General features: G+C 44.3%; 19 protein-coding genes. 2 read left to right on the top strand and 17 right to left on the bottom strand.

Translation table 11 applies throughout. The features are described from left to right. Positions 1-18 precede the first annotated feature (18 nt). From ACHWTJ_RS06940 to yvfG, 10 genes are all read right to left on the bottom strand, one after another. A complete protein-coding gene (locus ACHWTJ_RS06940; protein ID WP_394679298.1) occupies positions 19-1227 on the bottom strand; it encodes a toxic anion resistance protein in 1209 nt (402 codons plus the stop codon). Next, positions 1214-1957, bottom strand: a complete 744-nt coding sequence (locus ACHWTJ_RS06935) for a 5-bromo-4-chloroindolyl phosphate hydrolysis family protein (protein ID WP_294741037.1) — start codon at positions 1955-1957, stop codon at positions 1214-1216. The genes ACHWTJ_RS06940 and ACHWTJ_RS06935 overlap by 14 nt, the downstream gene beginning before the upstream one ends. A gap of 253 nt (positions 1958-2210) precedes the next feature. Beyond that, positions 2211-3554: a sodium-dependent transporter gene (locus ACHWTJ_RS06930; protein WP_294741036.1), complete on the bottom strand. Its 1344-nt coding sequence runs from the start codon at positions 3552-3554 to the stop codon at positions 2211-2213. 179 nt (positions 3555-3733) lie between these two features. Continuing rightward, a complete protein-coding gene (locus tag ACHWTJ_RS06925; protein WP_394679297.1) occupies positions 3734-4606 on the bottom strand; it encodes a diacylglycerol/lipid kinase family protein in 873 nt (290 codons plus the stop codon). Next, complete coding sequence (locus tag ACHWTJ_RS06920) at positions 4603-6120, bottom strand: ABC transporter permease/substrate-binding protein (protein ID WP_394679296.1); 1518 nt, start codon at positions 6118-6120, stop codon at positions 4603-4605. The genes ACHWTJ_RS06925 and ACHWTJ_RS06920 overlap by 4 nt, the downstream gene beginning before the upstream one ends. Continuing rightward, positions 6117-6848, bottom strand: a complete 732-nt coding sequence (locus ACHWTJ_RS06915) for an ABC transporter ATP-binding protein (RefSeq protein ID WP_294741031.1) — start codon at positions 6846-6848, stop codon at positions 6117-6119. Before ACHWTJ_RS06915 ends, ACHWTJ_RS06920 begins: the two co-directional genes overlap by 4 nt. A gap of 192 nt (positions 6849-7040) precedes the next feature. Beyond that, positions 7041-7673 carry a 3D domain-containing protein gene (locus tag ACHWTJ_RS06910; RefSeq protein WP_294741029.1) on the bottom strand — a complete coding sequence of 211 codons (633 nt, stop codon included), beginning with the start codon at positions 7671-7673 and terminating at the stop codon, positions 7041-7043. A 348-nt stretch (positions 7674-8021) separates the two neighbouring features. Further along, positions 8022-8231, bottom strand: coding sequence for a hypothetical protein (locus ACHWTJ_RS06905; RefSeq protein ID WP_023468601.1), 210 nt, complete (start codon positions 8229-8231; stop codon positions 8022-8024). A 60-nt stretch (positions 8232-8291) separates the two neighbouring features. Then, complete coding sequence (locus tag ACHWTJ_RS06900; RefSeq protein ID WP_394679295.1) at positions 8292-8894, bottom strand: NUDIX hydrolase; 603 nt, start codon at positions 8892-8894, stop codon at positions 8292-8294. Positions 8895-8899: 5 nt separating this feature from the next. Beyond that, a complete protein-coding gene (yvfG, locus tag ACHWTJ_RS06895; protein WP_217448908.1) occupies positions 8900-9130 on the bottom strand; it encodes a protein YvfG in 231 nt (76 codons plus the stop codon). Between the two features lie 79 nt (positions 9131-9209). Between yvfG and ACHWTJ_RS06890 the strand changes: the two genes are divergently transcribed. Both ACHWTJ_RS06890 and ACHWTJ_RS06885 read left to right on the top strand, forming a co-directional pair. Then, positions 9210-10784, top strand: coding sequence for an FAD-dependent monooxygenase (locus ACHWTJ_RS06890; RefSeq protein WP_294741024.1), 1575 nt, complete (start codon positions 9210-9212; stop codon positions 10782-10784). A 33-nt stretch (positions 10785-10817) separates the two neighbouring features. Further along, positions 10818-11135, top strand: coding sequence for a hypothetical protein (locus tag ACHWTJ_RS06885; RefSeq protein WP_294741023.1), 318 nt, complete (start codon positions 10818-10820; stop codon positions 11133-11135). A gap of 44 nt (positions 11136-11179) precedes the next feature. Here ACHWTJ_RS06885 and ACHWTJ_RS06880 read toward each other — a convergent pair whose 3' ends face one another. From ACHWTJ_RS06880 to recU, 7 genes are all read right to left on the bottom strand, one after another. Beyond that, positions 11180-11734 (bottom strand): nuclease-related domain-containing protein, encoded by a 555-nt coding sequence (locus tag ACHWTJ_RS06880; RefSeq protein ID WP_294741021.1) that lies wholly within the window; start codon positions 11732-11734, stop codon positions 11180-11182. 129 nt (positions 11735-11863) lie between these two features. Next, a complete protein-coding gene (gene gpsB, locus ACHWTJ_RS06875; protein WP_394679294.1) occupies positions 11864-12178 on the bottom strand; it encodes a cell division regulator GpsB in 315 nt (104 codons plus the stop codon). A gap of 5 nt (positions 12179-12183) precedes the next feature. After that, positions 12184-12744: a DUF1273 domain-containing protein gene (locus ACHWTJ_RS06870; RefSeq protein ID WP_294741018.1), complete on the bottom strand. Its 561-nt coding sequence runs from the start codon at positions 12742-12744 to the stop codon at positions 12184-12186. After that, positions 12741-13946, bottom strand: coding sequence for a ribonuclease H-like domain-containing protein (locus ACHWTJ_RS06865; RefSeq protein ID WP_394679293.1), 1206 nt, complete (start codon positions 13944-13946; stop codon positions 12741-12743). Before ACHWTJ_RS06865 ends, ACHWTJ_RS06870 begins: the two co-directional genes overlap by 4 nt. Next, on the bottom strand, positions 13943-16207 hold the full coding sequence (locus tag ACHWTJ_RS06860; RefSeq protein WP_394679292.1) for a DEAD/DEAH box helicase: 2265 nt from the start codon (positions 16205-16207) through the stop codon (positions 13943-13945). The genes ACHWTJ_RS06865 and ACHWTJ_RS06860 overlap by 4 nt, the downstream gene beginning before the upstream one ends. 97 nt (positions 16208-16304) lie before the next feature. Beyond that, complete coding sequence (locus ACHWTJ_RS06855; protein ID WP_294741015.1) at positions 16305-18971, bottom strand: PBP1A family penicillin-binding protein; 2667 nt, start codon at positions 18969-18971, stop codon at positions 16305-16307. Positions 18972-19007: 36 nt separating this feature from the next. Beyond that, positions 19008-19634, bottom strand: coding sequence for a Holliday junction resolvase RecU (gene recU, locus ACHWTJ_RS06850; RefSeq protein ID WP_294743337.1), 627 nt, complete (start codon positions 19632-19634; stop codon positions 19008-19010). Positions 19635-19670 lie beyond the last annotated feature (36 nt).

The raw sequence follows: 19670 nt of genomic DNA, 5'->3' as shown, positions 1-19670 counted from the left end.
CACGAAAAATCGTGTTCCTTAGTATGGTCGGTTTGGTAGTTCTCTGCTTTTTGAAGCGACTTCGATGACTTTTTGTTTTAGTTCGTTCTCCATTCGTTCTAATTCATGCTCAGCGTCGCGACGTTTTTGTTTTCCTTCTTGTTGAATACGTAACGTCTCGTCGAGCGTCTCAATCAAGTTTTGGTGCGCTACTTTTAACGATTCGACCGAAACGATGCCTTTTTCGTTTTCTTCTGCGATCTCGATCGACGATTCCTTCAACAACTTCGAATTTTGCTCCAGTAGCTGATTCGTCGTATTGGTGACATCCTTTTGCATTTCGAGTGCTGCCTTTTGACGTGACAGACTTAAGGATAGGACAACTTGGTTCTTCCAGAGCGGAATCGTATTGACGACTGCTGATTCGATTTTTTCCGCTAGGATTTGATTGTTTTGTTGAATGACACGAATTTGTGGCGCCATCTGCAAACTGATTGTTCGTGATAATTTTAAATCATGGATTTTCTTTTCAAAACGATCCGTTAATTGAATCAAGTCATTCAGTTCTTGTAATTTCGTCTGATCTCGCGATACTTCAACTTCTGTGCGTAGCGGTTCGATTTCATGTTGACGAACGTGAGCAATTTTCGTTTCACCGGCCGCGATATAGACGTTTAATTCCTCAAAATAACGTTTATTCTTTTGGTACATTTGATCGAGTAGCGTGATATCCTTCATCAACCCGAATTTCGAACGATCAAGATTGTGTACGACTTCCTCGAGATAAGCACTCATCTTCTCATACTGTAAGAAATACGTTTCTGCTTTTTTCTTCGCTCGCCCAATCACCGGTACGTTTGACCAGAAACTCTTCTTTTCTTGGAGTGTGTCTGGATCCATTTGACGGACACGTTGCATTAAGTCACTCAGCAATTTCCCTGCCTCACCGCCGTCCTTCATTTTTACTTCACTTAAGACTTGATCGGAGAATTGAGAGAGTTCACGCTGGACTGGTGCTCCGAATTGCATGACGGCATCCGTTTTTTGAAGATCAATTACTTGCAGCAGACGTTCGATCTTTTGTCGTTGTTCTGCTGGAACATCCGAAGGAATCATCTCTTCGACAGGTCGAGCCGGCATTTTGGGTGGTGTCTCTGCTATATTTAGATCGACCGACGGATCGGAGATCGTTGATTGATCTTGCTCATCAGGCCATTGTTGCCACGTTTCTTTATCAGAATGGGTCATGTCGGTAACTCTCCTCCTGTTTTCGTTGTTCAGTCTCTTGTGCTAAAACCTTCTCAATCGTCAAGAGTTCCCGTTCTAAATCAACGGTATCTCCCTCAAGCAATAAGGTTTGTTGTTGCTTCAATTTTTGACCGATCATTTTTAAATTCGAAATCAATTGATTTTTCGTATCAACTTGAACTTGTGCACCACGACGTTCCAAATCGGCGTATTTTTCTGAAATCGACAATAAGGAATCTAGGTAGAATGTAAAGAAGTCTCGGACTTTTTTGACGTCTCGCGGACTTTCATATAACTCTTCGAACAGTACATGTGCTTCGCGTGAAACCATCCGCATCTCACTTCTGATTTCACCATCTCGAATGGAAGGAACGATTTGATCGTACGTCTGGATTTTTGTGAATCCTTCTTCAATCGTTCGTTGCAAAACTTGAAGTTCTAAATCATCTGTCTCCTCAAAGCGTCGTGTCGCCCGTTCGGGTTTTAAGATGACGCTTCCTACAAACTCATCTTCGTCATCAAGAAGCAGTTTCTTTTTGACATTTTTCCGCTTGATTTCAGTCGATTTTCGCTCAGTCCGATATCGTCGTCCTGGTTTAGTCCGGTAACCACTCCAAATGAACCACAATCCAAGTGCGATGAATATTCCTGAAAAGTTGAAGGTATCAGCTAATTGTAGAAATACGAACATCAGACCGATGGAACCAAATATCCACCATGAAGACTTCATGTCATCCCCTCTTCCTTCTAACTGATTCTTTTATCTAGCCTACGTGTCTTTATTTTAACATTACGTAACGTTTAACAAAAAGTTTCCCGTTTTCTCGAAATGTTACGCCTCGTCTATTTATATTTCAACATACTTTTGTAGAAACGACATCAGACCGAAGAACGAACTGTTTGCCTTTTTTGCATCACTCTTTACATCAAAAAAGGTAGGCGACAAATATAGTCGACTACCTTCCGAGAGTTCTATTTACATATCAACCGAAGATTGGCCAAATGAGAATGATCAAAATTGCGATCGGACTCAAGTAACAGACGCTTACGCGCCATACAGGAACGATTTTTTTCATGAATGGACTTGTCACCAGTTCCTGCTCGACAAGAGTTCGGTCGAGTTTGTAACCGGCAAAAATTGAAATTAATAATGCACCAATCGGCATTAAAATATTCGAGACGAGGAAATCAACACTGTCAAAGAATGTTTTCCCCATGAATTGTGTATCACCTAGAATTCCAAATGAGAGTGCAGATGGAATCCCGACGATGGCGATCGCAAGTGTCGCAAGCCAAGTCGTCCGCTTTTTATCACGCATCGTCGCATTTTCTTTTCGATCCGTCAAGGAAGCAACGACGACCTCAAGCATCGCGATTGATGACGTGATCGATGCGAAAGCGAACAACAAGAAGAACAGTGTCAAAAATACCGACCCGAACTGGATCTGACTGAAAACAGTCGGCAAAACGATGAATAGTAAGGCCGGTCCTTCTGCAGGATCAAGACCTGAAGCAAAAACAGCTGGGAAAATCGCGAATCCTGCGAGTAATGAGACGGCGACATTCATCGCAACGATCCATGCTGCAGAACGATTGATTTCTCCACGTTCCTTCATATAGGATGCATACGTTAGCATCGCTGATACACCGAGCGATAAGGAGAAGAACGCTTGCCCAAGGGCACTCAGGACAGAAGTTCGATTGAGCACCGAGAAATCAGGCTGAATGAAGAACTTGACACCCTCCATCGCACCATCAAGCGTTAACGATCGTACGACAAGAATGATGAAACACACGAATAATAATGGCATCATGATCTTACTCATCTTTTCAATACCGGATTGAACACCTCGTAAAACGATCCAACATGTCAGAGCAAGGAAAATCAATTGCCCTGAGATGACATAGAGAGGTGAGGCTGAAATCGTTCCGAACAATTCACCGAGCGACCCACTGTCCATCGTCGTCAAGCGACCCGTAAAACCAAGAATAGTGTAAATCAAGACCCATCCACCAATCACGCTGTAGAAAGAGAGCAACAAGAAACAGGCGATGACACCTAGGACACCAATGAACGTGAACTTCTTATGACCAAGCGCTGAGAACGCTTGAAGTGCCGTTTTTCCACTTGTTCGACCGATTAAAAACTCGGCAATCAAGACAGGCAATCCAAGTAGCAAGGTAAACACAAGGAATAAGAGTAAAAAGGCGCCCCCTCCGTTCGTTCCAGTCGTATACGGGAATTTCCAGATGGCCCCCAGACCAATGGCGGATCCCGCTGCTGCTAAAATAAATCCAACTTTTGAAGCCCATGCGTTTCCTTTCATGGTGCTCCACCTCCTTTTCAAAATACTTTTTCATTGTACAGAAACAAATCGTGAAAGTCATCCTTTATCGAATATTTTCTTTAAAGCGTCAAAGCATAACCGCATATACGCACTGCATGAACGCAAAACAAAAAAGAGGAGGTCGCTACCACTTGCGACCTCCTCTTCAACTATCTTTATTATTGGTTGCCGCCGTACATACGAAGGTACTCCGGTAGCACTTTGACGGTAATCGGTGTATGAATCGCTTTTTCACCATCTGTATCGATGACTTTTGCTTCTTTCGTTTTTAATTGAAATCCACTCGTCAAGATGTGCGTAAACGATGGATCATTAGCGAGACCAATTTTCTGAAGGATGACATCACGGATTGTCGTCAGATTTACCTCATCAACGATCACTAAATCGAGTTTTCCATCATTATAAGCTCCATCCGATAAATTCGTCTCGATTCCACCGAGTGATTCTCCATTTGCTGCCAGGATCAATACTGCTTCACCAGTCATATGACGACCTTCATCTAAAATCAATTCATATTCGAAAGGTTTTGCTTCTAAGCTCGAGCGAATCGTCGATAAATAATATCCCATCTTCCCAAGGCGAGCTTTTTCTTCTGTATCAATCCCAATCGATGCTTCTGCGACGAGACCGACACCGAGAAAGTTCAAGAAATAGCTATCTTCGACTTGTCCGAGATCGACTTGAACGACATGTTGCATGGCAATCGCTTCTGCTGCAAGCCGTGGTGCCATTGGTAAACCAAGCGTTCGTGCGAAATCATTGCACGTCCCTCCAGGAATGATACCAAGTATCGGACGCTCTTCTAGTTTCGCAACACCGTTAATCGTCTCAAAGACCGTCCCGTCACCACCGATGACGACGACTGCATCAAACGCCGACGATTCTTCCGCAAAATGCATCGCATCTCCGGCTTGTTTTGTGTTTCGAATGACGATTTCATCAAATAATGTACTCAAAGGTTCAATGACTTCTCCAAGTAATCCAGTACCATTCGTTCCTGCTGTTGGATTACTGATCAGTAATAGTTTCATTTGATGATGCCTTCTTTCTTCAGATAATCACGAGCGACCTCATTCGCGGTCTTACCGCCGTAAGCGACGGCTTCGTTCATTTTCGACATCTCTTCATCTGAAATTTTACCTGACAATTGCTCAAGTGCTTGTTTTACTTCTGGATACTCCTCGATTGTCTCTTGGCGAAGTAACGGAGCTCCTTCGTATGGCGGGAACAATTGCTGATCGTCTTTTAGAACCACCATATCATATTTCGCAATCTCGGGATCGGTCGAATAGGCGTCAATGACATCGATTTCACCAGATTCGATTGCTTTATAACGCAGTTTTGGTTCCATCGTGACGACTTTCTTGAAATTAACACCATATTTATCTTGGATTCCTTTATAGCCATCTTGACGATCCTTGAATTCCAATGTGAATCCTGCCGTCAATTGATTCGCGACTTGTTTTAAGTCAGAAATCGTCTTCAAGTCGTAGCGTTCCGCTAATTTCTTTGGAACAGCTACAGCATAGGTGTTGTTATAGTTCATAGGTGGTAAAAGAGCCAATTGTTGTTTCTTGAGACCAGCTTTCGCTTGTTCGTACACTTCTTTTGCATCATTCGACTTTGGTTTTTCATTCGTCAAACTTGCGAGTACCGTTCCTGTAAATTCTGGATAGGCATCGATGTCTCCTGACTCAAGCGCTTTATAGACAAATGTCGTCTTTCCGAAGTTTGGTTTAACTTGAACCGTCAAATCCGTTTCATCTTCGATGACGATTTTATACATATTCATTAAAATTTCCGGTTCTATACCAAGTTTTCCGGCAACGACGAGATCCGGCTGTTCACTACGCCCGAATGCAAAAGGTGCGACGACGATTGCGACCATTAAGACGACTGCCGTAACGAGACGTGCCGTCTGTCGTTTTCGGGTCGCGACTTCCGTTTGACGTAGTAAACCATCAAATAGAAGAGCAAGGAGTGCTGCGGGAATCGCACCAAGTAACAGTAAATAGTTATCGTTACGGTCAATCCCGAGGAGAATGATCGACCCTAATCCGCCAGCACCGATCAAGGCAGCGATCGTCGCCGTACCGATGATCAGTACCATTGCCGTCCGAATCCCTGCCATCATTACAGGCAGAGCTAACGGAAGTTCAACTTTCCACAGACTTTGCATTGGAGTCATTCCACATGCTCGTGCCGCCTCTTTGATGGAAGGATCAACTTCAGCGAGACCCGTATAGGTGTTTCGAACGATTGGTAATAATGAATAGAGAACGAGTGCAATGATAGATGGAACTGTACCGATTCCGACAAGTGGAATCATCAGACCTAGTAGTGCTAATGATGGAATCGTTTGAATGACGGAAGTCACACCAATCGACCACTCACTCAAACGTTTGTTCCGTGATAAATAAATCCCAAGCGGAATGGCGATGATACATGCGATAAGTAATGAGATGACCGATAGTTGAATGTGCTCGATCAACGCTTGAAGCAATTCACTCTTTCGATCTTGATACGTTTCAATCAAGCCATTCATTCGACATTCCCCCTGACTTGACGCATGAACTCTTGAACGAACGGATCATTACTCGCCAATACCTCTTCCTTCGTGCCAATGAATGCGATCTCCCCAGCGTTCATCAAGCAAATACGACTACCGAGTTTTAGTGCTTCATTCATATCGTGCGTGACGAATAAAATTGTTTTTCCAAGCTCTTCGTTCAGATGCAACAAATCATTCTGCAATTGTTCACGGGAAATGGGATCGAGGGCGGAAAACGGTTCATCCATCAAAATAACGTCTTGTTCTGCCGCAAGTGCGCGCATGACGCCGACACGTTGTTGTTGTCCCCCAGATAGTTCACTCGGATATTTTTTCTTAAGCGATGTGTTTAAACCGGTCAGACGAAACAATTCATCAACTCGACGTGCTACCTTTTCTTTATCCCATTTTAATAATTCTGGCACGACACTGACGTTCTCTTCGATCGTCATATGTGGAAAAAGGGCGATCTGTTGCAAAACATAACCGATTCGCCGACGTAACTCGTGTTCATTGATTGACATGATCGGTTCACCGTCGATCCAAATTTGCCCCTCCGTATGATCAATCAATCGATTGACCATTTTCATCGTCGTGGTTTTACCGCAACCTGATGGACCAATTAAACAAAAAATCTCACCTTGATCAACAGTGAAGTTGATGTGTTGCACTGCTTTTGTTCCATCCGCATACGTTTTGCCGACATCCTTGAACTCAATCACTCCTCATCCCTCATTTCCCCTATTTATTATCTTTGTAAAATTCCCCTTTCTCTCACATTCCAAAACCTATTTTGTCCAATTGTTCCCCTGGTTTTCTAAAACGATTTGTTTTAAAACTAAATACTGATTCACCTTTACTAGCACAAAAAAAAGACGATGGCGTTTTACCCATCGTCTAGTCTTGATCTTCACTTATTCGAACGTCACCGTCACTTGACGACGTCCCCATTCTAATGCTTCTTGTTTTGAACCGACAAGGAGATCCATGATTTTCCCGCGAATCGCACCACCTGTATCGAGCGCAATCGCATCACCAAAACCGTCTACGTGTACTTTTGTTCCAAGCGGCACGACCGATGGATCGACAGCAACGATGCGACGTCCTTCGTATGTAATCGTATTCGTGACGTCATAACCCGATGCCGTTAGGGCACGACCATTATACAAACGACTTCCATTGTTTTCTGGATTCGTCGTATACGCTGTCGTTTCAAATGTTTCCGTACGTTTTGCCGAGCGCTCAGTCTTTACTTGCTTCAAGCTTTGTTTCACAACATGTCGTGCTTTCTTTTTAGCATCTTCTTTTGCTGCTTTATGCTCTACTTCCGCTTTTTGCTTAGCAATGGCTTTTAAGCGCACTTGCTTTTTCGCCTCTGCTCGTTCACGCTTCTCTTGAGCAGCTTGACGTTTCATCTCTAACGGATTTTGTACGATCGTCTTCTCTGTACCAATACCAATTTGTGCGGCTGATGCTTCATGGTGTGGTAGAAGAATAAATATGAATCCCGCTAAACAGAGGGATAATAGGAATGATGTTCGTTTCATATTGGTGCCAACCTTTCTCGCCGTTTTACGACCCGCACAACGTATCACGGTGACAAACCGTTTGAAAAGCGAACACTATAAATTGAAATATATCTGTCAAAAAGTAACGAAATGGTTACACGCTTACAAAAAACGCTCTCAATCGTTGTGTATCAACGTTTTTATATTTTGTAACCGTTCTGTTACGAATTAGTCTTTGTTACTTTTTTGTAATAAATGTATCTTTTCGATGTTTTCAGTTATTTTGTCCAATTCTTCAAAAATTAAAAGAATGTATGATTTCATTATTATTCAGTTCACTGGATGAACATAAAAAAGCACACCAATTATATGGTGTGCTTTCATACATTATTTTGTTTTACGTTCTAACAATTCAATCTCTGACTTCAATAAGACTTGTTTTTCGAACTCTAAGCCGAGTGCCTCAAAGTTTTTCGTGTGGGATACATCACCAACGACCGTATTTGTCAATACAGCCGTTACTTCTGCTACCCAGCCTTCTTTCGTTTTTACCATATCGCCAACGATATAATCGAATAACTCTTCTGTTTCTTCCATTTGACTCATCTCCTGACACGTTCAATTACAGTTAATCATATAAAATAACGACTGAAAAAGCTAGTCACGCGTCAATTGAGCTAAGAACTGGCGCAAGATTTTAGCGGTTAATCCCCAAATCAGATAATCCCCGTGCTCATAAAAGTGCTCCGTGACTGTATACGTACGATCCAGATAGGCTTCTCGATTCGCCATGCGTTCGGTCGGCACTTCCTTACCAGGGCGAATCCGCCACTCCATATCTCCTTTAATCGGCTTCGAAGTCATCAATTCAGTTAATGACACGAGAAAGACATGATCGACTTCAGCCGGAGAAGGATTAAAGTCCGTCGCATGGAGAATACCAAGATACGGGTAAATGATCGACCGGTTCGGTGTCACGAGTGGTTCCAGTGTGCCGATTACTTCGATCTCAGAAGCACTGATATTTAATTCTTCGACCGTTTCACGGACAGCTGCTGCTTTCGGTAATTCACCGCCATCGATCCGACCACCCGGAAAAGCGATTTCACCTGGTTGCGAACGTAATGTCTTGGCTCTCACTTGAAATAATAAATAGACTTCGCCATCCTGCTCGACTAACGGAACGAGTACAGCTGCCGCATGACGAGGTAAACGCTCTTCAGAATCTACGTAATGCTTTCGGATATCGGCTAAGTTCACCTGTTTCATCGCCCTTCTTGTGCAACGTGTTGGTACGCCTCTTCCAGATGACGCATACGGACGATAAGATCTGCATTTTTAGCAATCCGGTCCGATAAAATCGATCCTGCTACCGTCTTGTAATAGGCGTTTAACGCATGTCGTTTCGTCAGATGTGCCTCATTCTGACGAATGTATTCTTTAAAATTCGCAATCAATCGTTCTGTCGTAAAAAGTTGTTCGTTCACAAGTTTCATCCTTTCACACGTCAAGCGTGTCATCAATAGTTTAATGGTAACGAGTTTTGGCTAAGATGTAAATTAAGGGGGGTTATCCGTGAATAAAAAATTAGATGTCCTCATTATCGGTGCCGGACCAACCGGTTTAACACTCGCACTCGCACTCTCGCGCTATGGATTATCCTTTCGCATCGTCGAACGTGCCAGCGGACCATCCGTCGTCTCAAAAGCAATCGGGATTCAAGCGCGTTCTTTAGAGTTGTTCGCAAGGCTCGGTGTTGCAGAAGACTTGATGGAGAATGCGATTAAAATCAATCAAGGAAACCTCTATGTTAATGGTGCATGGCAGGCAAAACTTGATTTTACGGATTTGAATACACCTTTTCCGTTCGTCACGCTTTTGCCTCAAAGTGAGACGGAACGGATTCTTGAAGCACGACTCGCCACATATGGACACGTAGTCGAGCGTGAAACAGAATTAACAGGGTTTGCTCAATTTCCAACGTTCGTCACTGCATCCTTACAACATAAAGGAGAAACAGAGACAGTCGATGCTTCTTTTATCATCGGAGCAGATGGTGCGAACAGTTTCGTTCGTCGTGAGCTCGGGCTTCCGTTCAGCGGGAAGTCGTTCAAAGAATCGTGGGCACTGGCTGACATCGAGGTCGACTGGCCGCTCTCTTCTGAGGAAGTTCATATCTTTTTCTCTGATCATGGCGTCATCGAGTCGTTTCCTCTCCAGTCAAATTTGTTCCGGATTACGGGCAATCTAACGAGCGGACCTGTTCCGACCGACCATAAAGCGATTGACGATTTTTTACAAAATCGAGCCAAAGTACCGTTTGAGCTCAAAAAAGTCCATTGGTATTCGATGTTCCGCGTTCATAATCGGATCATTGAAAAATTTGGACATCATCGAATCTATTTGATTGGGGATGCGGCACACATCAATTCCCCTGTCGGTGGTCAAGGAATGAATACTGGGATCGCTGATGCGATGAACCTTGCTTGGAAGCTCTGGTGTGTCCATCAGTTCAAAGCAAGTTTTCCGTTGCTTGATTCTTACAGTGTCGAACGTCGCGAAGCGGCACAAGGTATCTTACGATCAACGAACCTGGCGACGGAACTCTTGCAAATCAACATTCCTTTTTTATTACCCTTGCAGGAAAAAGTCATTCGAAATAGTCTCAAGATCGCACCCTTACATCATTTCGTGACGAATCGAATTGCTCAGCTCAATAGCCACTATCCAGCGAGTTCGACCTTCGTCACACAAGGACATTTTAGTCCATTGACACCAAAACCAGGTGAACCGATGCCTTACAGTGAAGTTGTCCATCCGCGGACGAAAAAGAACGAACTCTTATTGCGTCGTGCCGATCGAAATTTCTTATTACTATTGTTTTTACCAAAAAATGCAACCGATGATCTTCTTGAACCATTCAAGGAACTCGCCTATACCTATCCCGATCTATTTGAAACGGTACCGATTCATCAATCCCTGAAGGAGGATGGTGTCGTCGATCAAGGCGGTGAACTCGCACGACGCTTCGGTGTTAAACAGTCTGGATTATATTTGATTCGCCCTGACGGTTATATCGCATATCGCCAGCAAGGTTTAAAAAGTAAATCGTTCGCTCGCTATGTTGAACGTTTACTTTATGCGCGTTAACTCGGTATGATAATAGATGAGGTGAAGGCAAAGATGGATATACAACTGATTCGCACGATTTTGATTATTCTTTTGATTGTCGCATTTCTTGTCATCGTCAGCAGACGAACGAAGGAGAACCTTCGATGGTCGCTTCTTGGAGAAGCATTCGGTGAAAAAGGAGAAGATTTATTAAAGGATGCTGCGCGACTTGAAGCAGCCGACTTAGATATTCGAGTCGAACGTGGCGTTAAGACTTCGTTTTTATTCCGACGCTTTAGTAAAGATTTAGACGATCGCGTAGCAGTGTATGTCTTAAAAGAAGACCTAGATCAGGCCGAGGACATTCTTGCGTCTCGACCAAGACGATGATTTTGAACGAAAAGGCAGTGAAGCGAGCGCTTCACTGCCTTTGTTCATTCCTGCTGCTGCGCGAGATAAAACGCAACTTGTTTTCGTTCTTGCTCTTTAACAGGAGAGGATTTCTTTGAGACGATGAACGCCCGGACATCATTAAAGCTGTGTCCCATCGGAAATTTAATACGTTCCGTCCGCATCTGTGGTGCATTCGGAAAAAGTGTGATGCCATGAATCGGTAAGACGATTCCTTGCTCTTTTAGCGTTTTTCGAACCATTTGGACAATGCGTTTCGATTGATTAATCGGATGAGGTGTAAACATTTTTCTACCATGCATAGGATCGATGACATGACAAGATTCTTCTGTCATCCATTCTACGACAGCCTCGTTTTGCAACACGAGAAACAATCCTTTAGGACCAATCAAAGCAAAAGGAATGACAGTCGTGTCAGAAAGACGAATCCGATCAAACAACATCCAATCAAAACGACATACTTGACGAATCTCATTGCAGAGCGCATCCGTCTCACTCGTCGTCGTACTTACTTGTTTACTTGCAAAAAAACGACGACGCGGTGGTGCCGGAACAGAAGCAGTCATGACTTGTAACATGGTTCATCATCCTTTGTAATATGTATTATTAGTTATCTTAACACCATTTTCATTCAGATGACGATTCTTTCGAAAAGAAGGAAATCAAAAAAGACATTTCTGACGATTGGCAGAAATGTCTTTTATTCATTAGTCTTGATGAGGACGACCGAAAACGGCTTTCTCAAGATTCGAAATACGGCGTAACATATCATAATTAGATGAACTCGATACTTGTGGTTCCACTTGTTCGACGCGACGCTCTTCCCGTTTTTCCGGTTGAGCCGGTGTTTGTTTCAATGCCTCATTCTCTTTCTTCAGACGCTCGATTTCACGTTCGAATCCTTCATAGTCTTTAATGATTTGATCCAAGTATCCATCGACATCCTCGATGACATAGCCACGGAGGCCGGTCTTAAATTCCTTTTTGTAAATATCGTCCGCTGTCAACAATGGCTTATACATCTTCTTCACTCCCACTGATCATTGTATTGTAATTCTTGTTCGAGCCAAGATAAATCATCTTGTGTTATCAAAAACAACTGATAATCGGATTGTTCCATTTCCATTCTAGCACGCTCTACTAAAAATTTCGCTGATCCTCCATGCTCTTCATCAAAAACCGACAACAATCCTTGGCTTTTTTGGATCATGAATTCCGTTTTATTACGCAGTTGTGATGGATCCGTGTACGGTTTCTGACTGATTGCTTCGACAAAGTCGGCTTGTTCAAGAATCGAAAGATATTGTGCTTGGACTGGTTCTTTCCAGCGAGCCTCCTGCTCTAAAAATGGCAAGAGGATACCAAGACGAATATGTGGATACTCTTCTTTTAATTCAAGAACGACCTCGCATGCCCAGATTTCGCATCCCGGCGAGGCATTCGTGATGAACCACTCTGTTCCACGATCTTCAATCAAGCGAATCATCCGCTCTCGATATGCTGCCTTTAAGATCCGGATACCAGGATGTTTTTGATCGAAGATGCCTAGTTCATTGGGTTTATATCCTGTGATGGCGACTACTTTCACACGTCACACTTCCTTTTTAACCGACGTTCTCGATGATCCAGTTCAGCTAATATCCGTTCTTTTTTAGTGATTAACCAATGATGTCGCTCGACGTGTTGTCGTGCTCGTTCCGTATAATCATAAGCAAGCACAGGATTTTTTGCAATGTGCTCTGCCCACTTCGCAAGTTCGATATATCCTAAATAACTATCACTCTTTAAAAAACATTCTCGTGCTTCTTCATGATTCTTCATTTTTTTATGCAAGTATCCTTGGCGTAACCATCCTTCTGCTGATAGTTCTTTGACTTGCTGAAAATGAGCGTGTGATCCTTCATGAATTCCGAGATCTGCCAGCCAAATCGCGATGTTTTCTTGAATCGGAGAAGGAGCCTCCGCTCGGTGTGTGACGAGGCGGTTGCACACATCATACAGTCCGACAAGCGTTAAACAGTCATCCAGATGATGTTGCAAGACTCCCGTCATGATATCGGGATGCTGGTGTTCGACGTACTGGAAGTAATGCATCGGTGCTAAAAAACCAGGTAAATCCCCTTCCCGTTCAAATCCGATACGCTCTTCCATCGCTGTCAATCGATAGGAATCATACATTCCTTTAAAGATCCGTCGCGCAACATGAAGTAAATCGAGATGACCGACTTTCGGCAAACGAGGAACACGTTCCCGAACGAAGACATGACGTGTCTTGATTTGCGGCCAATCAAAGCTTTTCCCGTTATAGGTCACAAAGCGGACATCATCTCCGATATCATGCAGGAAGTGATGGTAAAAAGCAGCTTCAAAGTGCGGATGCGGTAAGAAATATTGTCGCATCAGCAATCCGCCCCGCTCAAAGCGCGCAAACCCGAGTAAAAAGATAGTCGTTCCGGTTCCTCTTAATCCTGTCGTCTCTGTATCAAAGAAGATGACTTGCTCAAGTGGCACATCTAGTGCAAGCGGTGGATGAGGAAGCTGTAAGGACTCATACACTTCGGCAAAACTTCGGTCTCCATGCCGGTCTGTTAATGCATATCGTTTGTCGATCCTGACAATCCATTCTTCTTCGAACGTCAAGATATCGGCCCCTCGATCAATCCAGGCTTGCTGTTCGTCAGTCCATCCGATTGGTGTCTTCAGCGTCTCCACTTCAGGAGCGGGAGACACTTGATTCTCCGTTGAGACGTCTGATGTAGATTTCAGCATGCGTCTAAGACGATTTTTCATGATAGTTCGTTCTCCATTTCTGCTAACAACTGAATCGTTCGTTCCTTCTCGTCTGCTACGCCGACCATGCCGATACAAGCAGGACAACCGTCCTGACAAGGGCATGTAACGATCGAATCACGGGCGGCGCGCAACATGACACCGCGCTGTTTATAAATAGACTCCGCGAGACCAACGCCTCCGGGATAACGATCATACAGATAAACAGTTGGCTGTTGTGTGTGTGTCGCCTTGACTTGAGGAACGACGAAGACATCACTGGCATCACACATCAAATAAAGCGGAGCGACACGTCTGAGACTATTCGCGACCCCTTCTAAAACTTGTTCAAGCTCCGTTGACGAGCGTGCGTGATCGGGTAAAGTGAACCAGACACCTGTCGTATGAATTTCTCGTTCCGGTAAGTGAATCGGACCAGACCCGATGTTCTCATGCGTACCGAACTTAATCTTCTTAAACATCGTTGCCATTCCCCGGACGCTGACATCGCCTCGTGCAACACTATATTCTCCCTCTGCATACTGCTCATCTTCTTCGAGCACGGAAAGGTCGACTGAAAAATTAGCATCCGTATAATAATCAACGTCCACGGCACGGACGAACGCTTTTTTCTCCTCAAAATCCAAATGCTCAACCTGGTATTGATCGGCTCCGTGCAGATAGATGGCCTCGTCATGTAATAACGTCATCGCACTAAAGGTATCCATTTCACCGATGACTCGATTCGGTACCTCGGTCTGATCGATGATGATGACATTCTCTTGATCACTCGACCGAAGCGATATCCCATGAGCCGGAAACGCATCGTTCATCCAATAAAACCGATCGCCACGTTCGTGCAGGACACGCTCTTCGACTAAGTACTCGAGGATATCTTCCGTCTCGAGCGTTCCAAATGATTCGCCTTTCGCAAAAGGCAATTCAAACGCCGCACATTTGACATGATCGACGGCAATGATTAGATTATCCGGATCGAGTCGTGCTGCTTCCGGGGATTGATTCAAGAACAACTCTGGTCGTTCTGCGACATATTGATCGAGCATACCGGATGAGGCGACGAGAATGATTAGAGCATCATCTTGACGGCGCCCTGCGCGCCCCGCTTGTTGCCAGAGCGAAGCAATCGTTCCCGGATAGCCATTCATGATACAGACTTGCAGTTGACCGATATCGACACCAAGTTCAAGAGCATTCGTAGAGACGATACCGGTGATTTCTCCTTGACGTAACCGTCGTTCGATATCCCGGCGTTCACTTGGTAGATAACCACCCCGGTACCCCTCGATGGATCTAGGACCAAGCTCATGCGGATAGATACTCCTTAGATATGTCAATAAGACTTCGACACGGACACGCGACCGTGCAAAGACAATTGTTTGGAACTTCTTCTTGATAAAGCGCATCGCTAGTTGTTTCGTCTCAAGCGTCGCAGAACGTCGTATCCCGAGTTGTGCGTTGACAATCGGCGGTTGATAGACAAAAAAATGTTTACGTCCTGTTGGAGCACCATTGTCATCAATCAAACCAACTGTTTTCTCCGTTAATCTTTCGGCTAGTTCCTTTGGATTGGCAATTGTCGCACTCGTCATGATGAAGACGGGATCACTGCCATAATACCGACAAATCCGTCGTAGACGACGAATGACATTGGCGACATGGCTACCAAACACACCACGATAGGTGTGTAATTCATCGATGACGATGTATTTTAAGTTCTCGAACAGTTCAATCCATTTCGTATGGTGTGGTAGGATGCCGGAATGTAGCATATCTGGATTCGTAATGACGATATTTCCGGCTTTTCGTACCTTTGTCCGAATCGTCGGTGACGTATCTCCGTCATAGGTAAAACATCGGATTGGTGCCTCTAATTGATCGATCAATTCAAGTAACTCACTATTTTGATCCTGTGCGAGGGCTTTTGTCGGGTAGAGATACAACGCGCGTGCGTTTGGATGCTCAAGTAAGTGTGATAAGACGGGTAAGTTAAAACAATAGGTCTTTCCCGAGGCGGTCGGTGTGACGATGACCGTCGATTCTCCCGCCTGCACATGTTCAAATGCTAACCCTTGGTGACGGTATAATTGCGTAATCCCACGTGTCCGAAGAGCTTGGCGCAAGCGTTCCGGCAGTCGTTCTGGAAAATCGACATAGCGTCCAGCTGTCGCTTCCATCGTTTTCATATACGTAATCCGCTCCATAAATGAACGGTCTTGTTTTAATTCTTCAAGAAATGCAACGAGCGTTTGTTTCGCTTGCATGCCTTCACTTCCTTCCACCTTTCATTATACAAAAAAAGAAGCAAGACCAAAGAACGATCTACTCGTCTTTGATCTTGTCTTTCTTTACAAGTCGTACTTATGGTGTTGTAGAATTCGTAGCGTCGTTGCCACGACCACTATTTCCATTATCATTCGAATTGTTTCGTTGCGCAGGAGCATTTGAGTTGCTTTGAGTGTTTGCTCCATCATTAGAAGCAGGTTCATTCGTTGATGGCTCGTCCGTTGCTGGTTCGTCCGTCGTCGGTTCATCCGTCGTCGGTTCATCCGTCGTCGGTTCATCCGTCGTCGGCTCGTCCGTCGTCGGTTCATCCGTCGTCGGTTCATCCGTCGTCGGTTCATCCGTCGTCGGTTCGTCTGTCGTCGGTTCGTCTGTCGTCGGTTCGTCTGTCGTTGGTTCGTCTGTCGTTGGTTCGTCTGTCGTTGGTTGATCAGCTTCGGGATCGGTAACCGTTACCGTCGTCGAGACCGGACCTGATTCCTCTCCAGACGCTTTCGCGACGACTTGGAACGTTGACCGTCCTGGTTTTAAACCATTGATAGCAATTCGATTTGTCGTGCTCGTTCCGACTGTCGATGATTTACCATCAGCATCCGTCATTGTCACTTCAAACGAGACATCGTCATATCCATTAGCACGAAGCGCAGCATCATTATAGTTCCATGTCAGTTCACCGCTCTTTGTGTCTTCATCGTATGATGCTTGTAAACCAGTCGGAGCGGGTACTGTCTTTTTTTCAACGTCAGGTTCCTTCGTCCCCTTCACGTACAGTTCATTTCCAATACTCAGAACGGAACTAGGTTGTTTAAATGGTGCAGGTGTTCGATCACGCGTTTTTGTAATGAAATCTTTCCAGATTTGTTGCGCCATCGTACTATTATATGGACCACTGAGCCCTGCACCATTGTTATTGCCGGATTTCGTAGTTCCTGTCCATACACTGATTGAAACATCTGATGTGTATCCAGCAAACCAGACATCTTTATACGCATTCGTCGTACCAGTTTTCCCAGCTGCGTCAAACGATAACCCAGCGCTTGGGAACGTACCGCCTGGTTTCAAGACATCACGCAGCATATCTGTCAACATATACGCCGTATAGTCCTCCATTGCTTTTTTCGATTTAACTGGTGATTTGATTTTTGATCCATCACTGTATTCAATCGATTTGATCAGGTGTGGCTTGATATAATCGCCACCGTTTCCGAGTGTCGCATAAGCTCCAGCCATTTGAGTCGTATTGAACCCATGCTTCATCCCACCAATCGCATAAGCTGGTGAAATCGACTCATCATCTTCTAATTTCAAACCTGATTTTTCAGCGAATGCTTGAACTGGGTCACCACCAATTTCTTGGAACGTCTGAATAGCTGGTGTATTTGCTGAAATTTTTAACCAATGGCGTATCGTATTCGTGCCGCGATACCCATCGTAATAGTTTCCGATGTTCTTACCATTCACTTCGGTTGGTTTATCCGTTAATTGTTTTGCTGTCGACCACTTATCGTTTTCGATGGCTGGACCGTACGCGAAGAATGGTTTAGCTGATGAACCCGGTTGATGAGGTTCATTCGCGTAATTACGTCGCGCTGTTCCTTTACCTGGATTTTTACCATCGACGACTGCGAGAATTTCTCCCGTTTGTGTGTTGACCGCCGTAGCAGCTGTTTCGGCATACTCTGGTAATTGAACGATTTGGTCTTTTTTGATGGCTTCGTTCATATAGTCATGCATAGGTTTATCGATTGATGTATAAATCTTTAACCCTTGACCATAAATATCTTTTCCTTCTAGACCAAAATCATCTTCCAATTCTTTTGATACCATATCGAAGATGACGCTGTCATATGACTCATCCTTCGTTGACTTCGGCGCTGGATTGATCAATTTTGAAATTGGTTGCTTGACTGCTTTGTCACGTTGCGCTTTTGTAATGACCCCCGTCGTCTGCATCGCATTGAGTACTTGTGTTTGACGCCATTTTGTCAGCTTCGGATCCCCTTTGATTGGATCATAGGCTGTCGGACGTTGAGGAAGTCCTGCGAGCATCGCGGCTTCCGCATAATTCAATTTATTTACAGGCTTATTGAAGTATGCTTTTGAAGCGGTTTGGATACCGAATGAATTTTGACCGTAATAGTTTTTGTTCAAATACATTTCTAAAATTTGATCTTTCGTATAGTCCTGCTCTAACCGAATCGCAAGCCATTGTTCTTGGACTTTCCGCGTGATCGTTTTATCAAAGCTGAGGAATGATTGTTTGACGACCTGTTGCGTAATCGTCGAAGCACCTTCTGATCCAAATCCATCGGTGACGTTTGCAATGATGGCTCCGCCAAGACGACGGAAATCAATCCCGTTATGCTGATAGAAGCGACGGTCCTCGATCGAGATGAATGCATCCTTGACGACCTCTGGCACTTCATCGATGGACACATACTCTCGGCTCGTTCCACCTTTCGTGATTTCTTTTTTATTACTCGCATAAATTTTTAGTGGCAACGCATCACGTAACTCCGCTTCATCTAGCTCTGGAGCAGTAGCTACGGCATATGCTGCAAAACCGCCTCCAATCAGCATCATTAAGATGAATAGACCGGTAGCAATCAATAATAACTTTTTCCAAAGTGGACCTTTCCCACCGGAACCTCCACCTGATTTTTTCTTTTGGGGACGTTTCGTCCGTTTTATCTTTTTCTCAGATGACTTCGTCTCTTCACGACGTGCGACACGACTTCTTTCCATATGTTATCCTTCTCCTTCAATCAAAAAGTGTCTGAATTAAAAAGTGTCTGAATTGAAATATAGTTCGTCCACTGCCTTTAAATAATCGATGGCAGGATACGCTCCTGTCTCGACTTTAATGCCATCTCGTTCGATGGTTGTCAACGGAATCGATTTCCGTCCGCTCTCTAACTGATCCCACCAGGGGAACACGTGCTCGACTGAAAGCACATATTGCACATTATACAGACTGAATCGAATGATGACAAAACAAATTCCTCCATGTTCGACACATTGACGCATGTGTGCGATTTGATGGGGGTGAAAATTTTTTATCGGGAAGGAGGTTTTATTCGTCGTCTCCTTTGCCTCGAAATCAATATATTTTCCACGGTAGACACCGTTATAGTCCGTCGTCGACGGTTGCTTAAAATAGGCTTCCTTGACGACAGCAGCTGATCGTTTTGGATAATCGACCTGGACGATTTGTAACGGAGTGGGTTTCTTGTGAATGATTGCCCGATTATGAGTCAGGTAAAACGTATTACTTTCATTCAATAATTTTTCAAGCGTCATTCCTCGGTTGGAAAAGGTCGAATCCGTTGATCGTGCCTTCTTGATTCGGCTTCCATGCGACTCGAGTGGCTTTTGAAATTTTTTCCCATTCGGGTAATTCAAAACGATTCCCCTCCTATCGCGTTTATTGTACCATGATATGTG

It is taken from the genome of uncultured Exiguobacterium sp., assembly GCF_964277885.1.
Classification (GTDB): Bacteria; Bacillota; Bacilli; order Exiguobacteriales; family Exiguobacteriaceae; genus Exiguobacterium_A.
This window is presented reverse-complemented; position numbering and strand designations above follow the sequence as displayed.

Excerpts from the sequence above, each read along its gene's own strand:
- ACHWTJ_RS06940 (WP_394679298.1), bottom strand. The coding sequence starts at position 1,227 with ATGACCCATTCTGATAAAGAAACGTGGCAACAATGGCCTGATGAGCAA.
- ACHWTJ_RS06910 (WP_294741029.1), bottom strand. The coding sequence starts at position 7,673 with ATGAAACGAACATCATTCCTATTATCCCTCTGTTTAGCGGGATTCATA.
- ACHWTJ_RS06855 (WP_294741015.1), bottom strand. The coding sequence starts at position 18,971 with ATGGAAAGAAGTCGTGTCGCACGTCGTGAAGAGACGAAGTCATCTGAG.
- ACHWTJ_RS06905 (WP_023468601.1), bottom strand. The coding sequence starts at position 8,231 with ATGGAAGAAACAGAAGAGTTATTCGATTATATCGTTGGCGATATGGTA.
- yvfG (WP_217448908.1), bottom strand. The coding sequence starts at position 9,130 with ATGAAACTTGTGAACGAACAACTTTTTACGACAGAACGATTGATTGCG.
- ACHWTJ_RS06935 (WP_294741037.1), bottom strand. The coding sequence starts at position 1,957 with ATGAAGTCTTCATGGTGGATATTTGGTTCCATCGGTCTGATGTTCGTA.
- ACHWTJ_RS06925 (WP_394679297.1), bottom strand. The coding sequence starts at position 4,606 with ATGAAACTATTACTGATCAGTAATCCAACAGCAGGAACGAATGGTACT.
- ACHWTJ_RS06860 (WP_394679292.1), bottom strand. The coding sequence starts at position 16,207 with ATGCAAGCGAAACAAACGCTCGTTGCATTTCTTGAAGAATTAAAACAA.
- ACHWTJ_RS06880 (WP_294741021.1), bottom strand. The coding sequence starts at position 11,734 with ATGTTACAAGTCATGACTGCTTCTGTTCCGGCACCACCGCGTCGTCGT.
- ACHWTJ_RS06885 (WP_294741023.1), top strand. The coding sequence starts at position 10,818 with ATGGATATACAACTGATTCGCACGATTTTGATTATTCTTTTGATTGTC.
- ACHWTJ_RS06865 (WP_394679293.1), bottom strand. The coding sequence starts at position 13,946 with ATGAAAAATCGTCTTAGACGCATGCTGAAATCTACATCAGACGTCTCA.
- ACHWTJ_RS06920 (WP_394679296.1), bottom strand. The coding sequence starts at position 6,120 with ATGAATGGCTTGATTGAAACGTATCAAGATCGAAAGAGTGAATTGCTT.
- ACHWTJ_RS06930 (WP_294741036.1), bottom strand. The coding sequence starts at position 3,554 with ATGAAAGGAAACGCATGGGCTTCAAAAGTTGGATTTATTTTAGCAGCA.
- gpsB (WP_394679294.1), bottom strand. The coding sequence starts at position 12,178 with ATGTATAAGCCATTGTTGACAGCGGACGATATTTACAAAAAGGAATTT.